General features: G+C 61.4%; 18 protein-coding genes. 10 read left to right on the plus strand and 8 right to left on the minus strand.

Features of this window, described 5'->3' with window-relative positions:
- Window positions 1-24 precede the first annotated feature (24 nt).
- Genes HU738_RS23195 through HU738_RS23210 form a run of 4 tightly spaced genes read right to left on the minus strand, consistent with a single transcriptional unit; the run spans window position 25 to window position 6,102 of the window.
- Window positions 25-1,251: a hybrid sensor histidine kinase/response regulator gene (locus HU738_RS23195; RefSeq protein ID WP_176508063.1), complete on the minus strand. Its 1,227-nt coding sequence runs from the start codon at window positions 1,249-1,251 to the stop codon at window positions 25-27.
- Entirely contained in the window at window positions 1,245-1,820 is a 576-nt protein-coding gene (locus HU738_RS23200) for a chemotaxis protein CheB (RefSeq protein ID WP_186604419.1), read from the minus strand. The genes HU738_RS23195 and HU738_RS23200 overlap by 7 nt, the downstream gene beginning before the upstream one ends.
- The gene (locus tag HU738_RS23205) at window positions 1,817-2,638 is read right to left on the minus strand and encodes a CheR family methyltransferase (protein WP_176508061.1); all 822 of its coding nucleotides are present in this window, start codon (window positions 2,636-2,638) and stop codon (window positions 1,817-1,819) included. Before HU738_RS23205 ends, HU738_RS23200 begins: the two co-directional genes overlap by 4 nt.
- On the minus strand, window positions 2,635-6,102 hold the full coding sequence (locus HU738_RS23210) for a response regulator (protein ID WP_186604421.1): 3,468 nt from the start codon (window positions 6,100-6,102) through the stop codon (window positions 2,635-2,637). The genes HU738_RS23205 and HU738_RS23210 overlap by 4 nt, the downstream gene beginning before the upstream one ends.
- A gap of 255 nt (window positions 6,103-6,357) precedes the next feature.
- Here HU738_RS23210 and HU738_RS23215 point away from each other — a divergent pair, with 255 nt between their 5' ends.
- Window positions 6,358-6,708, plus strand: coding sequence for a response regulator (locus HU738_RS23215; RefSeq protein ID WP_176508059.1), 351 nt, complete (start codon window positions 6,358-6,360; stop codon window positions 6,706-6,708).
- Window positions 6,709-6,826: 118 nt separating this feature from the next.
- Here the strand turns inward: HU738_RS23215 and cobF are convergent, their stop codons facing one another.
- Together cobF and HU738_RS23225 are read right to left on the minus strand one after the other, a co-directional pair.
- Entirely contained in the window at window positions 6,827-7,576 is a 750-nt protein-coding gene (gene cobF, locus HU738_RS23220; protein ID WP_186604423.1) for a precorrin-6A synthase (deacetylating), read from the minus strand.
- 21 nt (window positions 7,577-7,597) lie between these two features.
- Window positions 7,598-8,887: an OprD family porin gene (locus HU738_RS23225; RefSeq protein WP_186604425.1), complete on the minus strand. Its 1,290-nt coding sequence runs from the start codon at window positions 8,885-8,887 to the stop codon at window positions 7,598-7,600.
- Window positions 8,888-9,243: 356 nt separating this feature from the next.
- Here HU738_RS23225 and HU738_RS23230 point away from each other — a divergent pair, with 356 nt between their 5' ends.
- From HU738_RS23230 to HU738_RS23240, 3 genes are all read left to right on the plus strand, one after another.
- The gene (locus HU738_RS23230) at window positions 9,244-9,603 is read left to right on the plus strand and encodes a histone-like nucleoid-structuring protein, MvaT/MvaU family (protein ID WP_186604445.1); all 360 of its coding nucleotides are present in this window, start codon (window positions 9,244-9,246) and stop codon (window positions 9,601-9,603) included.
- A 228-nt stretch (window positions 9,604-9,831) separates the two neighbouring features.
- A complete protein-coding gene (gene gloA / locus HU738_RS23235; protein WP_176508056.1) occupies window positions 9,832-10,359 on the plus strand; it encodes a lactoylglutathione lyase in 528 nt (175 codons plus the stop codon).
- Between the two features lie 95 nt (window positions 10,360-10,454).
- Window positions 10,455-10,697 carry a hypothetical protein gene (locus HU738_RS23240; protein ID WP_176508055.1) on the plus strand — a complete coding sequence of 81 codons (243 nt, stop codon included), beginning with the start codon at window positions 10,455-10,457 and terminating at the stop codon, window positions 10,695-10,697.
- Between the two features lie 9 nt (window positions 10,698-10,706).
- Here the strand turns inward: HU738_RS23240 and HU738_RS23245 are convergent, their stop codons facing one another.
- Window positions 10,707-11,540 carry a shikimate 5-dehydrogenase gene (locus tag HU738_RS23245; RefSeq protein WP_186604427.1) on the minus strand — a complete coding sequence of 278 codons (834 nt, stop codon included), beginning with the start codon at window positions 11,538-11,540 and terminating at the stop codon, window positions 10,707-10,709.
- A 161-nt stretch (window positions 11,541-11,701) separates the two neighbouring features.
- Between HU738_RS23245 and HU738_RS23250 the strand changes: the two genes are divergently transcribed.
- The 5 genes from HU738_RS23250 (at window position 11,702) to pbpG (ending at window position 15,093) form a co-directional block, all read left to right on the plus strand.
- Entirely contained in the window at window positions 11,702-12,046 is a 345-nt protein-coding gene (locus HU738_RS23250; RefSeq protein ID WP_186604429.1) for a hypothetical protein, read from the plus strand.
- 94 nt (window positions 12,047-12,140) lie between these two features.
- Window positions 12,141-12,323: a hypothetical protein gene (locus HU738_RS23255; RefSeq protein ID WP_186604431.1), complete on the plus strand. Its 183-nt coding sequence runs from the start codon at window positions 12,141-12,143 to the stop codon at window positions 12,321-12,323.
- Between the two features lie 221 nt (window positions 12,324-12,544).
- Window positions 12,545-12,787, plus strand: a complete 243-nt coding sequence (locus HU738_RS23260) for a hypothetical protein (protein WP_186604433.1) — start codon at window positions 12,545-12,547, stop codon at window positions 12,785-12,787.
- The gene (locus HU738_RS23265; RefSeq protein ID WP_186604435.1) at window positions 12,784-13,758 is read left to right on the plus strand and encodes a fimbrial protein; all 975 of its coding nucleotides are present in this window, start codon (window positions 12,784-12,786) and stop codon (window positions 13,756-13,758) included. The genes HU738_RS23260 and HU738_RS23265 overlap by 4 nt, the downstream gene beginning before the upstream one ends.
- Before the next feature lie 408 nt (window positions 13,759-14,166).
- Entirely contained in the window at window positions 14,167-15,093 is a 927-nt protein-coding gene (pbpG, locus tag HU738_RS23270; protein WP_176508053.1) for a D-alanyl-D-alanine endopeptidase, read from the plus strand.
- 58 nt (window positions 15,094-15,151) lie between these two features.
- On the opposite strand, the gene HU738_RS23275 is transcribed toward pbpG, so the two are convergent.
- Window positions 15,152-15,589, minus strand: a complete 438-nt coding sequence (locus HU738_RS23275; protein WP_186604437.1) for a hypothetical protein — start codon at window positions 15,587-15,589, stop codon at window positions 15,152-15,154.
- Between the two features lie 194 nt (window positions 15,590-15,783).
- On the opposite strand from HU738_RS23275, the gene HU738_RS23280 reads away from it, so the two are divergent.
- On the plus strand, window positions 15,784-17,100 hold a 1,317-nt coding region (locus HU738_RS23280; RefSeq protein WP_217871504.1), incomplete at its 3' end, for a lysine N(6)-hydroxylase/L-ornithine N(5)-oxygenase family protein.

Here is a 17,100-nt window from a genome sequence, read left to right on the forward strand (position 1 = left end):
CCGTTGGCCAATGTGACCTCAGGCTTACGCGGAGGTTGCCCGCACCTGGTCGTTTTGTTCGTTCACCCCTGCCAGCGGCAACAGCAGGGTGAACGTGGAGCCTTTGCCGACATCGCTTTGTACCTGAATCTGCCCGCCATGGGCCTGGACGATCTGCTCCGAGATATACAGGCCCAGCCCCAATCCATTGCTGGCTTGCTGGGTGGCCACACGCTCGAACTGCTGAAAGATCCGTTGCTGGTTGCTGGCGCTGATGCCGATGCCGTGATCGCGAACCTGCACCGCTGCCATGCCATCGCACTCGAACACCTGCACGTGGACCGGCCGTCGCTCGCCGTAACGCAACGCATTCGACAACAGGTTGGCCAGGACTTGCTCAATCCGGAATTCGTCCCACTCCCCCGTCAACGGTTCACACCGCAGTAGCTCGATGGTGGTCTCCAGTGCCGTGGCCTGGGCCGAGAAGTTTTCTACCAGGCCGCGTACTAACTGGCTCAGGTCGAACACCCTGGGCCGCAGCGACAGCTTGCCGGTGCGAATGCGCGACACGTCGAGCATGTCCTCGATCAGGCGGATCAGGCTGTTGATCTGGCGCTCGTCACGCTCGACCATGGCCTGCAGTTTGTCGGCGCTGAATGCCTCGAGATTGCCACGGGCCAGGTGCATCCTGCGCAGCTGGGTTTCCAGGATCAGGCCGTTGAGCGGCGTGCGTACCTCGTGGGCAACGATCGACATGAAGTCGTCGCGCATACGCACCGCATGCTCCAGCTCGCCTCGCGCCACCTGCAACTGGCCCAGCAGCAGTTCCTGCTCCTGGCGGCTGCGCTCGAGCGCCTGCAGCTGCCGGTCGAGCACCTTGCGCTGGCGGTACAGGTCGACGAACACCGACACCTTGCTCTTCACCGCCAGGGTGTCGAGTGGCTTGTGCAGGAAATCCACTGCACCGCTCTCGTAGCCTTTGAAGGCATAGTTCATTTCACGCGCGGCAGCCGAGACGAAGACGATCGGGATGTTGCGGGTCTTTTCCGTGCCGCGCATCAGCTCGGCCAGTTCGAAGCCATTCATGCCGGGCATCTGCACGTCGAGAATGGCCAGGGCGAACTCGTGTTCGAGCATCAGCGACAAGGCCGCTTCCGCCGACTGTGCCTGGTATACCTCGCGGTCTTCGCCCTGGATCAGGGCGGCGAGCGCCAGCAGGTTTTCCGGCAGGTCATCGACGATCAGCAGTTTGGCAGTGGTGTGGCTTAGCATGCGCTGGGTTCCAGGGTAGCGAGCAACTGCCCGATACCGCTCAGAGAAAGGATAAGGTCGGGCGTATGCCGGGCCAGTGCGGCCTCCGGCATCAGCGCCACCTGTGCATCGCGGGGATCCTGGACCACGGTCCGGCCGCCGCTGTTCTTGATGTAGGCAAGCCCTTCGGCACCATCTTCGTTGGCCCCGGTCAGCAGCACGCCGAGTAATCCAGGGCCGTAGGCATCGGCCGCCGAGGTGAACAGGAAGTCGATGGCCGGGCGCGAAAAATGCACCGGGTCTTCCTGGCTCAGCGACAGGCTGAAGTCAGCTTCCACCGACAGGTGATAACTCGGCCCGGCCACGTAGATCTGCCCCGGGGCAATGACTTCCTTGTCGCAAGCCTGGCGCACCGGCCGCTGCAAGCGCCGCTGCAACACCTCGGCCAACTGGCTGTGCCGGTCGTCCGGGAGGTGCAGCACGCACAGCACCGGAATGGCAAAACCGGCCGGCAACGCACCGAGCACCGTGAACAGTGCCGTGACGCCGCCCGCCGAGGCGCCTATGACCACCGCGCGCACGCCGTTCATGATTTACGGTAGATCCGTTCGGGCTTGACCAGTGGCTCGAAGCGCTCGCTGTAGGCCGAAAAGTCCACCGACTCCTTGCTGCCGAGCACCAGGAAACCACGGTGGCACAAGGACTCGTGGAACAACCCGAGGGCGCGGTCCTGCAGTTCCTTGTTGAAGTAGATCAGCACGTTGCGGCACGACACCAGCTGGGTCTCGGAAAACACGCTGTCGGTGGCCAGGCTGTGGTCGGCGAAGGTCACGTTGTCACGCAGGCTGCTGTCCATGATGGCGTTGCCGTAGGCCGCGGTGTAGTACTCGGCAAAGTCCCGGCGGCCCCCGGCCAGGCGGTAGTTTTCTTCATACTCGCGCATGCTCTGCATCGAGTAGATGCCTTGCTTGGCGCGGTCCAGCGAATGCGGGTTGATGTCGGTGGCGTAAATGATGGTGCGTTCGAGCAGGCCCTCTTCACGCAGCAGGATGGCCATCGAGTACACCTCCTCACCGGTGCTGCAGCCTGCGATCCACACCTTGATCGACGGCCAGGTGCGCAGCAGCGGCACCACCTCCTGGCGCAGGGCCAGGAAGTGGCCAGGGTCGCGAAACATCTCGCTGACCGGGATCGTCAGGTACTGCAGCAACTGCATGAACATGCCCGGGTCGTGCAGCACCCGTTCCTGCAACGCCGACACCGTGAGGCAGTCGAACTGGCGCAGCGCATGGAGGATCCGGCGCTTGATCGAAGCGCCGGAGTAGTTGCGGAAATCGTAGCTGTACTTGAGGTAGATCGCCTCGATCAGCAGCCGGATCTCGATGTCGGTGTTGCGTTCGCTAGTCAAATTCGCTCCAGTTGCGGCAGCCACACACGGATCAACGAGAACAGGCGGTCCAGGTCGATCGGTTTGGCCAGGTAATCATTGGCGCCAGCCTGCAGGCAACGCTGCTGGTCATCCTTCATCGCCTTGGCAGTGACGGCGATGATCGGCAGCTTGCGCCAGCGCGGCTGCTGACGGATCAGGCGAGTGGCCTCGAAACCGTCCATCTCCGGCATCATCACGTCCATCAGCACCAGGTCGATGTCATCGTGCTGTTCCAGGCGCTCGATGGCTTCACGCCCGTTGCGGCCGATCTCGACGATGGCGCCCTTGTGCTCCAGGGCGCTGGTGAGGGCGAAGATGTTGCGCACATCGTCGTCAACCAGCAACACCTTGCGCCCCTCGAACACCTTGTCGCGGCTGCGCGCGGTCTTGAGCATGCGCTGGCGCTCATGGGACAGCTGCGATTCGACTTTGTGCAGGAACAGCGTCACTTCATCGAGCAAGCGCTCCGGCGAGCGCGCGCCCTTGATGATGATCGAGCGCGAATACTTGAGCAGGTCGGCTTCTTCTTCGCGGGTGAGGTTGCGCCCGGTGTAGACGATCACCGGCGGGAACGAACGGATGTCCTCGGCAGTCATGCGCTTGAGCAGCTCGTTGCCGAGCATGTCGGGCAGCTTGAGGTCGATGATCATGCAGTCGTAGATGTTCTCGCGCAATAGCGCCAGGGCATCCTGGGCCATGGCCACGGCGGTGATCTCGACATCCTCGTCGCCGATCAGGCGGGCAATGCTCTCGCGCTGCAGGTCGTCGTCCTCCACCAGCAGGATATGCTTGAGCTTCTGGGTCAACTTGGCTTCCAGGCGGGCGAACACTTCCTTGAGCTCTTCGCGGCTGGTCGGCTTGACCGCATAGCCCACCGCGCCCATGTGCATGGCCGCCTCGACCCGGTCTTCGACCGAAATGATGTGCACCGGGATATGCCGCGTGGCGGCCTGTTCCTTGAGGCGCTGCAACACTGTCAGCCCGGAATGGTCAGGCAGGCGCATGTCCAGCAGGATCGCGTCGGGGATGTACTGTTCGGCCAGCTCGAAGCCTTCATCGGCGCACTGCGCGACCAGGCAGCTGTAACCCAGCTCGTGGGCAAGATCGAAGAGAATGCGGGCGAAGTTCGGCTCGTCCTCGACCACCAGGATGCAGCGGTTGTCGAACGGTGCGCGTTCGCGGTCATCGCTGAAGGCCGGCGCCGGGCGCTTGGCCAGGGCCGGAGCGGCAACCGGCGGCGCCGGTGGCAGGCTGTCGACGGCCGGGCGCAAGCTCAAGGGTTCGACCTCCTCGCTCTGCGACTCGTAGCGTTCCGGCATGGTCAGGCTGAACACACTGCCGTGGCCGAGGCTGCTGTCGACGCTGATCTGCCCGCCCAGCAGATGCGCCAGGTCACGGGAGATCGACAGGCCCAGGCCGGTGCCGCCATAACGGCGGTTGCTGGTGCCGTCGACCTGATGGAAGGCGCCGAAGATCGCTTGTTGCTGGTCGGCGGCGATGCCGATGCCGCTGTCGCGAACCGAGAAGATGATGCCGCTGCCAGCCTGGTAGCCGATGTTCAGGCTGACCTGGCCACGCTCGGTGAACTTGATGGCGTTGGACAACAGGTTCTTGAGGATCTGCTCCAGGCGCTGGCGGTCGGTGAACAAGGTGGCCGGCACCTGCGCTTCGACCGTCACCTCGAAGCCCAGGCCCTTGTGCTCGGCCAGCGGCAGGAACATCCCGCGCAGGCCTTCGACCAGGCGTTCGAGCTGAGTGTTTTCCGGGCGCACTTCGAGCTTGCCGGCCTCGACCTTGGCGATGTCGAGGATGTCGTTGATCAGGTTCAACAGGTCGTTGCCTGCCGAATAGATGGACTCGGCGAACTTGACCTGCTCGGCGCTGAGGTTGCCCTCGCCGTTCTCGGCCAGCAGCTTGGCCAGGATCAGCGAGCTGTTCAGCGGCGTGCGCAGTTCATGGGACATGTTGGCGAGGAATTCGGACTTGTACTTGCTCGACCGCTGCAAGTCTTCGGCACGGGCCTTCAGCTCTTCCTGAGCCTGGCTGAGCTCCTCGTTCTTGCGGTCCAGCGCGTGGGTGCGGTCGGACAACTGCTCATTGGTCTGTTCCAGTTCGGCCTGCTGGGTTTCCAGATGGGCCTGCGACTCCTTGAGCACGCGCGATTGCTCTTCGAGCTCCTCGTTGGCGGTCTTGAGCTCTTCTTGCTGGACTTGCAGTTCCTCGTTGAGCTGCTGGGTTTCAGCCAGCACCTCCTGCAGACGCTGGCGGTAGCGAGCGCTTTCGATGGAGATACCGAGGTTGCCAGCCACGCGCTCCATCAGTTCGTCGTCACGCTCCTGCAAGGGGCGCAGGAAGCCGAGTTCGATCACGCCATTGATTTGGCCGTCGTCAATGGCCGGCATCAACAGCGCGCTGCGCGGCAGGCCGCTGCCAAGGCCGGAGCTGAAGCGATAGTAATCGTCCGGCAAGTTGTCCAGGCGCAACAGGCGCCCTTCGCGCACGGCTCGGGCCAGCAGGCCGTCGTGGTCACCCAGCACCTGCTGGCGGGCCTGTTCTTCGGCCCCCAGGCCATAGCTGGCCACGCGCACCAGGCGGCCGTGCTCGTCACGCACGTAAAGCGCACCGACCACACTGCCCAGGTAGCTGGCGAAGAAACGCAGGATGTTTTCGCCCAGCATCGGCAAGGTCAGCTGGCCCAACACCTGTTCAGACAGCTGTGTCTGGCCATTGCGCAGCCAGGCCTGGTGCTCCAGGCGCTCGGCGAAGCGCTGCTGGGCCTGCAGGTTGTCGCTGTAGCTATCCGACAGTGCCATCAGATCGCGACGGCCGAAGTAGGCGAGCAAGGCGCTAAGGCCGACGATGAGCAGCACGAAGACGGAAATTGCCGTGACAGTAACCGCGCTGACCTTCTCGTTGCGGGCCATGCGCAACTGCTGCTCGGTGTTGATCAGGTTCTCGAACTCATTGCGTATTTCGTCGGTGATGCGCTTGCCACGGCCATTGGCCACCGACTCACGGTAATCCCCACCACTGCGGCGCTGATTGATCATCTCGCTGCCGAAATCGTTCCAGGCGCTCTGCAACGCGATCAACCGGTCGATGCGGTCGACCTGCTGCGGGTTATCCTCGACCATGCCGCGCAGGCTCTGCAGGCTGCCCAGGATGCGTGGCTTGGCCACCTCGTAGGGGTCGAGGAAGCGTTCGTCACCGGTGATCAGGAAACCGCGCATGCCGGTTTCCATGTCGATCGACAGCTTGACCGTCTCGTTGGCATTGCCAATCACCCGATCGGTGTGCTCGACCCATTGCATGGCCGAAAGCAGGTAGTTGATCACCGCGACAAAGGCCACGGCGCCGAGCAGACCCACCCCCAGGGGTAAGCCGATATTGCGGCTCAACAGCTTGCGGAAGCTCTGCTGGTCCATCGAGGCTGCTTGAATCATCTGAAAACGCCCGCGCGAAAAAAGTCCATTGGAAAAGTGTGGCGGCTCAAGCCTGTAGTTGTCTGCCGCTGCGCTCACCGGTCAACAAGCGAGTCTAACCCGCTTGGGCCGCCTCGGCAGGGCATTTAGCCAGTATTTGAAGGCTGCGTGTGAGAATCGTTCCATCGATGTGCAACAGTCCGGTATCCTCGGGAACTTCTGTCACTGCCTGGCGCACAGAGTAGGGACATGCCTTTTTCAAACAGGAAACCAACCATGCACCTTCTGGTAGTCGAAGACGACGACATCGTACGTATGCTGATGGTCGAAGTGCTCGACGAATTGGGCTACAGCACCATTGAAGCGGAAAATGCCACGGCGGCGCTGAAGGTGATCGAGGACGATAGCCAGCAACTGGCCCTGCTGGTGACCGACGTCGGCCTGCCGGATATGCGCGGCGAAGCATTGGCAGCCGAGGCCCGTGCCATGCGGCCGACACTGCCGGTGCTGTTTGCCAGTGGCTATGCCGAGAGTTTCGACGTGCCGCAGGGCATGCACATGATCGGCAAGCCGTTCACCATCGACCAGCTACGCGACACGGTGGTGCAGATTCTCGGTACGCCTTGAAGTCGTCAGCGCCTGCTTCGCGGCTGAGCCGCTCCCACCAGTACGCTGCAAGTTTCATGGCCTGTGACATCCCTGTGGCCGGCTTCAGCCGCGAAGAGGCCGGTACAGCCACCCCACCTCACAGCTCCCGGCGCAACAGGTAGGTATCCATGATCCACCCCTTGCGCGCCCGCTCCCGCTCACGCATTTCCAGTATCCGCGCCTTCACGGCCAGCAAAGGCCCGGCGATCAGCACTTCATCCTCAGTACCCAGGTAAGCGCCCCAGTAGATCACCAGCGCCGGGTCCTCCAGCGCGGCAAATGCACATTGCCCGTCGAGCATCACCACCACATTGTCCACCTGCCCCTGCTCTGCCAGGCGTCGCCCTGGCAGTACGGTCAGCGGCTCGCCTATGCGGTTGAGCGGGATCTGGTGCCGCGCCGCCAGGGCCTGCACACTGCTGATACCCGGAATCACCTGCAAGCGCAGCGCCACGCCGCGTTCGCGAACCAGGTCAAGCATGCGCAAGGTACTGTCGTAGAGCCCCGGCTCGCCCCATAGCAAAAAGGCGCCAATATCCTTGGCGCCCAGCTCTTCGCCGATCAACCGGGCATACAGCGTGGCACGCTGGCGATGCCAGTCGTGCACAGCGCTTGGGTAATCGTCCGCCTCGGCATCGCGCCGCGGGTCCGCCACCTGCACCAGGCGGTAGCCGCCCTCGGGCCGATAGCGCTCGAGGATCGCCTTGCGCATGCGGACCAGCTCACCCTTGCCGGGGCCCTTGTCGAGCACGAAGAACACGCTGGCACGACGCAGTGCCTCGACCGCCTCGACGGTAACCTGCCGCGGGTCGCCCGGGCCGATGCCGATCAACAGAAGGTCTTTCATGACCGCGCCCAGCCTGTCTACTCAGAAGATAGAGAAGTTATAGCTGACGATCACCCGCGTCTCGTCCATGTCCCGCGCCCACCGCTCGTAGTTGCTGCGGTACGTGGAGTTACGCAGGCGCACACTGACATCCTTGAAGGTGCCGCTCTGCACCTGGTACCTGAGCTCGGTGTCACGCTCCCATTCCTTGCCTTCGGCAGTGCTGCCCGGGACCTTGATGTGGTCGCCATTGATGTAGCGGGTGAAGAAGCTCAGGCCGGGCACGCCGAGGGCTTTGAAGTCATAGTCGTAACGCAGTTGCCAGGAACGCTCCTGGGCGGCGGCGAAGTCGTTGACCTGGGCGTAGTTGACCAGGTACGGGTTACTGCCATCGAGGTACGGCATGGCACTTTCGCCATACATGCGCTGCCAGCCGGCGCTGACCTTGTGCCCACCCAGGCTGTAAGCGAGCATGCCGCTGAAGGCGCGGTGGTCGATCTCGCCGGCGCGGGCATTGCCAATGTCATCGCTCTTGATCAGCCGCAGGTCCGCCGACAGGCTGCCAACCGCGAGCGGCTGGCTGGCGACCAGGCCAAGGAAGTGCTGGCGGTAGATGTTTTCCAGCTTGGCGACCTGATACTGGGCACTGAACCGGTCGTTGAAGCGATAGTCCAGGCCGGCCAGGTCAAAGTGGTCGGCTTCGATATCGCAGGCATAGCGTTTGTTCTTGCAATGCACGCGAATATCCTGGCGATCGGTGGAATCACGCGCCGTGTACTTGTCCAGGCGGGCCAGGGTGAACTTCAGGTCGTGCAGTTCTTCGGAGGTGAGCATCGCACCCTGGAACATCGTCGGCAGCAGGCGACCATCGTTGTACTTCAACAACGGCACGTCCGGCATCATCGAGCCATACTTCAGCACCGTGTTGGAAACCTTGACCTTGGCCGCCAGGCCCATCTTCGCGTATTGATCGGCCGAGTGCCGTGGATCGTGGCCGGATGAAGGCAACAAACCACTGTTACTGTCGGCCGGGCTGGAATCGAGCTTAATGCCTAACATACCCAATGCATCCACGCCAAAGCCGACGGGCCCTTGGGTATAACCCGACTGCACATTGAGAATGAAGCCTTGCGCCCACTCTTCGCGTTTTGACGCGCCCTGGCTGGAACTGCTGTGGCCGTCACGAAAATCCCGGTTGAAATAGACGGTGCGTGCTTCAACCTTGGCATTAGCGTCTTCAACAAAACCGGCAGCCTGGGCATGCGCACCGGTGCACAACAGGAACACGCCGGCAACACGGCGCCCGGGGGCGAGAGGGAGGGGGGAAAACATGCGAGGGAACATCCAAAGAAAGGCGAAAAAACAATTCGTGACGCACCTGCGCCACGCGAATGCGTCGCGGCCGAACATGCGTCGGCCATCATCTGAAATCATCGCCCAAGCGCGCTGCGACGCGGTATTGGACCATGGTCTAGAACCCCACGAAGAGCCATCGAAAAACCGCCTGCATTACCGCCCGGAAAACTTGGAAAGTTCCCGATTACTTATAAAAAGTTTGCGGTTTACTGAATTCCTGCAAGTGTCTACACTCGATGTCAGCGAACAGTTTTACCCACCCGCGTGGCTGGCGTTTAGTCCTTGTCAATGTTCGTCACGCCCTGCCACGAAGACGTACAGGAGTGATTACAGTGTCCAGACTTGCAGAGTTTCGTGCTGCCGAGAAAGCGCTCCAGGAACAAATGGCGCAACTGGAGGCGCTGAAAAAGGATGCCGGCCTCAAACGCGAAATCGAATTCGAGCAGAAACTAGTCGGCCTGATGAAAAGCTATGACAAAAATCTGCGCGATATCATCGCCATCCTCGACCCGAAGGCGGTTACCCGTGGCACGGCCAGCGCACCGAAGCAGCAGCGCCGCCCGCGCGTGGTGAAAGTCTATGAAAACCCGCACACCGGCGAGCTGATCGAGACCAAAGGTGGCAACCACCGCGGCCTCAAGGCGTGGAAAGAACAGTATGGGGCCGCTACCGTGGAAAGCTGGGTTCGCTGATGAAACGTCAACACCCACTTCACACTTTTTTCACAACGGTTGCAGCAGTATCAAGACAGCTAAAGGACTAGCGACCCCATCACGCGCCCGCACATGCGGGCCTCTAATTCCGGCGCCCTGCTCACCCCGAGCAGGGCGCTTTTATTTGCGCAAACGCTTCACTGCCGTATCATGGCCTCCTGTCTGTTTCGCTGGCACCTGATTGCCAGCCCCGTCTCTGGAGTCCCCATGAGCCTGCACGATCTGCAAACCCTGCCTGGCGTCACCGCGCAGCCAGACGCTGCCACCGCCCAGTTCGTCTTCAACCACACCATGCTGCGGGTCAAGGATATCGAGAAGTCGCTGGACTTCTACACCCGTGTGCTGGGCTTCCGCCTGGTCGACAAACGCGACTTCCCTGAAGCAGCCTTCAGCCTGTACTTCCTGGCCCTGGTCGACCCAGCACAGATCCCCGCCGACGACGCAGCCCGCCACCAGTGGATGAAGTCGATCCCGGGCGTGCTGGAACTGACCCACAACCACGGCACCGAAAACGACCCGGCGTTTGCCTATCACAACGGCAACACCGACCCGCGCGGCTTTGGCCACATCTGCATCTCGGTGCCGGACGTACGTGAAGCCTGCGCCCGTTTCGAAGCCCTCGGCGTGCCGTTCCAGAAGCGCCTGCAAGATGGCCGCATGAACCACCTGGCTTTCATCAAGGACCCGGACGGTTATTGGGTAGAAGTGATCCAGCCAGCCGAACTGAAGGGCTGACCGCCTTCGGTTCGCGCTCGTCGGGCCGGGAACCGCCGGCCCCTTGCTGTGGTATATGAAGGGAAGGCTTCACATACCACAGCGAGGTAAGGACGATGCAATCTCTTCACTGTGAATACCGCAACCACACCATCACTGCCAGCGTGATGCCCCACCCCGACTCCCCCCTGCCCTATGCCGCCGGTTGCCTGATCACTGACCCACAGGGGCATACCAGCAAGCGCCTATCCATGCCCATGAAGTTCTTCTCGGACCTTGAGAATGCGCAGCATGTGTCGCTGGCCCATGGCCGGGCACTGGTGGACATGCAACTGGACAAAGGGCACAAGGCCTTCTGACCCTGCAGGTCATTTGGGTGCAGGAGCGGCGCGTGCATAAGCTACCGCCGCTTCGACCTGTTCACGGCTGGGCCGCACCCCGGTGTACAGCACAAACTGCTCCAATGCCTGCAACGCGATCACTTCCAGCCCGGTGATCACCGGTTTGCCCAGTGCCTCGGCGCGCTGGATCAAAGGCGTGCGCGCCGGCATCGCCACCACGTCGAACACCCGCTCGGCCGCCGCAATGGCATTCTCGCTGAACGCCAGCGCTTGGGCCTCTGGCCCGCCAGCCATGCCGATCGGTGTCACGTTCACCAGCATCGGCGGGCACAGGTCACCCAGCTCGGCCACCCAGCGATAGCCACAGACATCCGCCAGCTGCCGACCGGCCTGCTCGTTGCGGGCGACAATGAGGCCTTCACGGAACCCGGCATCGCGCAAGGCACTGGCCACGGCCTTGGCCATGCCGCCACTGCCACGCAGGGCGAACGCGGTGGCGGGGTCGACCTGGTGCTCTCCGAGCAGTTGCCGCACCGCCAGGTAATCGGTGTTATAGGCCTTCAGATGGCCGGCGTCGTTGACCAGGGTATTGACCGACTCGATCGCCGCCGCCGACGGGTCGATCTCATCCACCAGCGCCATGCAGGCTTCCTTGTACGGCATCGACACGCCACAACCGCGGATCCCCAGCGCGCGGATGCCTGCAACCGCTGCTGGCAGGTCGTCGGTGGTCATGGCCTTGTAGTAGTAATCGAGCCCGAGCTGCTGGTAGAGGTGATTATGAAAGCGCACGCCGAAGGTGCCAGGCCGCCCGGCCAGGGAAATGCACAGCACGGTATCTCTGCTGGGAGTTGTCGCCATGAACGGCTCCTCTTTGCTGACTGAATCGTTTGTTCAGCCTACCAGACGCAGCCGCTGGTCGCCCCTTACACAACCTTTACCGTTTCCCTGTGCTCGGCTGACAGAGACCGGATTCATACTATCAGGGCCCCAAGCGTGGGGTTACCTTGCGAGGAAGTGTCATGATCCGTCATCTCCCCGGAATCGCCCTGCTGGTCGGTGCCCTGGCCATCAGCGGGCAAGCCTCTGCCCACGGTGGCGGCGGCCACGGCTGGTATGGCCCGGCTCCGCTGCTCGGTGCTGCCGCGGTCGGCGCCCTGGTCGGCGCGACGGTGTATGGCGGCCACGACCGGACGGTCTACGTCGAACGCCAGCCTGCCTACTATGGGCCGCCACCGCCAGTCTATGTGCAGGCCCCGCCGCAGCCTGTGTACTACCAACCGTACTACGTGCCGGCTCCGCCACCGCCCGCGTACCGCCCCTACTACGGGCCGCCACCGGTGTATTACGGCCCGCCACGCTGGTGACCGTTGAAAAAACTGATGAGCACTATTGAGCGTGTTGATTTCAAACCCTGACGGCTGCTGCGTAAGGTAGGGCCATGTTTCACAGGAGGTCCCCATGGCCACTATTCAGATCATGTCCGTTGTCGGCACTGCCGTCCCCGTTACCCTGCGTGAGCAAGGCCTGTTGGCCTGCTGGTACCTGGTAAGCAATGGCGAGGCCGTCAGCGGCCCGCTGGCCAGCCGCGCCTCGGCCCAGGCCCTGGCTGAACAGCTGCAGGCCGCTTGCCTGATCGCTTGACCGAATTTGTTGTGCGTTGCTCCCTACGCTCCTTGTGACCCGCCTGCTGGCGGGTCTTTTTTTGCCTGGGCGAACCGACGAGCGCGGAGAAGATAATCATTGCAGCATGAGGCTTTTTCATTTCACGGCCGCAGCACAATGAAAGCTCTATCAGAATCGTCTGATTAAACGCCTGGCCATTCCGGGGATAACTTGGCGCATTCATTTCACAGGCATGCACCATGCAAAATACAAGGCAAACTTATGACCAAGCAAGCAAGCAAGCAAGTAAGTATTATAATGGCCTGAGCATACTTATATCAAGTATATTCTTAACTGTTTCCGCGTGTACTTCACCGCCACAAGCAAACTTAACGGAGACTTCCAGCGAGGCAAAGAACGCTCGTTTAAATGACGCCTACCAACGTTTAATTATTGAGCACCCCGAATTCAACTGGCAATTTGTTGAGGGGCTTGCCAAATGATTAAACCCATCGCATCACTGGCAGTTTGTATCTTGATCGCCGCACCTTCGCTCTCGTTTGCAGCTTGTGAGTTTTATGGCGGGCACTCGCAAAAACAGATAACCATAACCATACCTTCAACGCTTTCCATTCCCCGGGACGCTGCGGTCAATACCGTCATTTACGAATCCCCGGCACAGACCTTCAATGGCGCCGCATCGTACAAGTGCTCAACCACATTCACGGTCGGAGTCAAAAACAACGTGGGAACCGACTCAACTTCATCTTATTTTCCCATAGGCAATACGGGGCTTTCGTGGCAGTGGGGTTATGAGGGGACAGCGTATAATGGTGTTGGCGGCGGAAAAGCCCAAAAACCCGGTGGATACGGCTTCAACGGCACAACCCATGTCCTGCGCGTAGTTAAAACCGGCGATATTTCACCGGGCACAACCCTACCAGCCGGCACCTTGGGTTATATGCAAATAGATTCGACCAGCCTAAGACCTTTAGCAATGATCACGGACAAAAGTCTAGCCATTATCCTTCAGTCGTGCGAAACTCCAAACGTTGCCGTCGACATGGGCGAACACAATCTGAGCGTGCTGTCAAGAAACGGAAATTCCACGACACCTAAAGCGTTCAATATAAAACTTAACAACTGCCCTAGTGGAATCCATAAAGTCAGCTACAGTTTATCTGCCACGTCGGGCGCCCCTGCAGTGGACGGGGCCCTCGGCATTATAGAATTAAACAAAAGCTCAACCGCTAAAGGCATAGCGCTGCAATTGCTCGACAGCAATCTGGCTCCACTGCAGCTCGATAAGACATATTTCTTCAATGAGTACTCAACAGAGGGCGGATCTTTTTCCATCCCCTTGAATGCCAAGTATATCCGTACATTACCGAACGGAAACGCAGGCCAATACGACGCGGGAATGGCCGCAGGCTCCGCCAACAGCGAAATCACCTTCGTCATGAACTATTTGTAACTACTGTGTGGTCGTCCCGCTTGAAGATGGAGGCGCGTTTCGCCGTTTTGCCTCATTACAGCGGTGGTTCAGCCAGAAGCGCGAACTCGTGCAGCGGGGGCAAACCTGCCCCCCCGCGCCATGCCTGGGGGAACCCATACACATCTGCGGACAGCCTGGCCACGCGTCCAAGGCGCGCTCACTGCCTAGGCACAAGTGGCGGAATTCGGCCAACGATTGGTCCGAATTGGCGAAGCTGGAAATGCCGGTGATTGGTACGAAATGGGTACAGGATTAAATTTCCTTCACGTTGCGCCCTTTGGATATAAGGCATTCGACAGCACTTCGGCCATACTCCACAATGCAGCGGTTTTTTGGGGGAAAACCCTTGCACAGCCAACGACATACCAACTTTTAGTGAGCCTCAACGTGAAAACATCCCTGTCCATCCTCAGCCTGCTGCTGTTGCTCACAGGTACTGCGACCCTTCCGTCGACCGCTGCTGCACAACCCCCGGCCCAGGTCCAACGCGACCCGTCCAAGCTGCACCTGGCGTCTGGCAGCGCCCTGCTGATCGACCTGAACACCAACCAGGAACTGTATTCGAGCCACGCCGACCGGGTGGTGCCCATTGCCTCGGTGACCAAACTGATGACGGCGATGGTGGTGCTGGATGCCAAACTGCCCATGGATGAGATGCTCACCATGACCATCGCCAACAACCCGGACATGAAAGGCGTGTATTCGCGCGTTCGCCTGGGGAGCGAGCTGAATCGCCGGGAAACCCTGCTGATTACCCTGATGTCGTCGGAAAACCGTGCCGCGACCACCCTGGCCAACCACTACCCAGGGGGCTACCCGGCCTTCATCAAGGCGATGAACGCCAAGGCCCGCAGCCTGGGCATGGCGCACACCCGCTATGTCGAACCGACCGGCCTGTCGACGCAGAACGTCTCCACCGCCCGTGACCTGTCCAAGCTGCTGATGGCCGCGCGCAAGTACCCGATGCTGAGCGAGCTGTCGACCACCCGCGAGAAGACCGTGGCCTTCCGCAAGCCCAACTACACCTTGGGCTTCCGCAACACCGACCACCTGGTGAACAAGAGCAACTGGGACATCAAGCTGACCAAGACCGGTTTCACCAATGAAGCCGGCCATTGCCTGGTGCTGCTGACCAGGATGGACAACCGCCCGGTGGCCATGGTGATCCTCGATGCCTTCGGCAAGTACACCCACTTCGCCGACGCCACCCGCATGCGTCAGTGGCTGGAGACCGGCGCGACCAAGCCGGCACCGGCCGTGGCCATGCAATACAAGACCGACAAGCACGGCAAGGGGCGCCTGGCGTCGGACTGACGGCAGGCCTTGTCAGCCTCATCACCGGCTTGCCGGCGATGAGGCCCGTTCAGGCTGTTCAGGCCTGGGTATCGACCATGCCGCCGGCACTGCTGCCGCCTGACTTCTGCAACGCTTCCAGCAGTTGCGCGGTGGCCGTCATGATCTCGCCACTGAGGGTGGCGATGCTGGCCTGCTTGGCCGTGACTGCCGCCAACTTGCTGGTTTCGTCGGTTTTCTGCGCCATCAGGATGGCCAGCTGTTTCTGTTCATCGGCCAACTGCTTCTGCAGTTTCTTGATCATCTCGCGCAACTGCTTGATGTGTGAGGGCTCGTCACTGCCACTGCTGCCTTGCGCACCCTCGGCGCCCTTGGCCTGGCCGTCGCCACGCAGCTTCGAGGTGTCGACCTGCAGCGTCGAGCTGCCCGATTCAGTCTTTTCCGTGTCGCTGGCCTGCGAAACGCTGCCGGCCTGGGCCGAGGTGTTGCTGATGCTGACTGCCGCGATACCTACCATGTGTTTCTCCTTGCCTTGCAAAGGGTCCTTGAGTTGACCTGCGTATCGGCCGAAAGCGGCAAGCCTTTAGGCCCGGCTGGCCGCAGGCACGCTTGCGGGCAGTAAATTCACCCAGCGCTGGCTCGTTCCACCCAATGTACAAGCGCCGGAGCCCCCGCATGCGCCCACATTCGACCCATTATGGAACCGCAGCCATGAGCCAGTCTGCACACCCGGAAACTATCAAGGACCTGATCGGCGTTGGCTTCGGCCCGTCCAACCTGGCCCTGGCCATCGCCCTGGAAGAGCTTGCCCAGAGCCAGGGCCACGCCCTCGATGCGCTGTTCATCGACAAGCAGAAGGAATACCGCTGGCACGGCGAAACCCTCGCCACCCAGAGCGAACTGCAGATCTCGTTCCTCAAGGACCTGGTCTCGCTGCGCAACCCGACCAGCCCGTACAGCTTCGTCAACTACCTGCACCAGAAGCAGCGCCTGGCCGACTTCATCAACCTCGGCACCTTCTACCCCTGCCGCCTGGAGTACAACGACTACCTGCGCTGGGCCGCCGAGCACTTCGCCGCCCAGGCGGTGTATGGCGAAGAAGTGCTGCGCATCGAGCCTGAAGTGAAGGCAGGCCGTGTCGAGCACCTGCGCCTGGTCTCACGCGACGGGCAAGGCCGCGAATTCAACCGTCGGACGCGCTCAGTGGTGGTAGGCAGCGGCGGCACACCGAAAATCCCCGAGAAATTCAGCGCGTTCAAGGATGATCCGCGGGTTTTCCACCATTCCCAGTACCTGAGCAGCCTGAACAAGCTACCCTGCACGGCCGGCAAGCCGATGCGCATTGCCGTGATCGGCTCGGGCCAGAGCGCCGCCGAGGCCTTCATCGACCTCAATGACAGCTACCCGTCGGTCAAGGTCGACATGGTGCTGCGCGGCTCCGCCCTCAAGCCGGCCGACGACAGCCCGTTCGTCAACGAAATCTTCGCCCCCGACTACACCGATCTGGTCTACAACGAGCCGGCCGATCAACGCGCCAAGCTGCTCGGCGAATACCACAACACCAACTACTCGGTGGTCGACCTCGACCTGATCGAGCGCATCTACGGCATCCTCTACCGGCAGAAGGTCGCCCACCAGTTCCGCCACAACGTGCTGTGCCGCCGCCAGGTGGAAGCCGTAGTGGCCACCCGCGACGGCATCGAACTGACCCTGCGCGACCTGGCCACCGGCCAGCAGCAGACCCACCGCTACGACGCGGTAATACTCGCCACCGGCTACGAACGCCGCTCGCACCGCGACCTGCTCGCCCCGCTGGCCGACTACCTGGAAGACTTCAGCGTCGACCGCAACTACCGGGTATTGGCCAGCCCCGACCTGCAGGCCTCGGTCTACCTGCAAGGCTTCTGCGAGAACAGCCATGGCCTCAGCGACACCTTGCTGTCGGTGCTGCCCTCCCGTGCCGCCGAGATCGGCCAGGCGCTGTACCACGACCTGGCGCGCCAGCAAGGCAAGGCACAACCTGCCGTT

The sequence above is a fragment of the Pseudomonas vlassakiae genome, from assembly GCF_014269035.2.
Lineage (GTDB): Bacteria > Pseudomonadota > Gammaproteobacteria > Pseudomonadales > Pseudomonadaceae > Aquipseudomonas > Aquipseudomonas vlassakiae.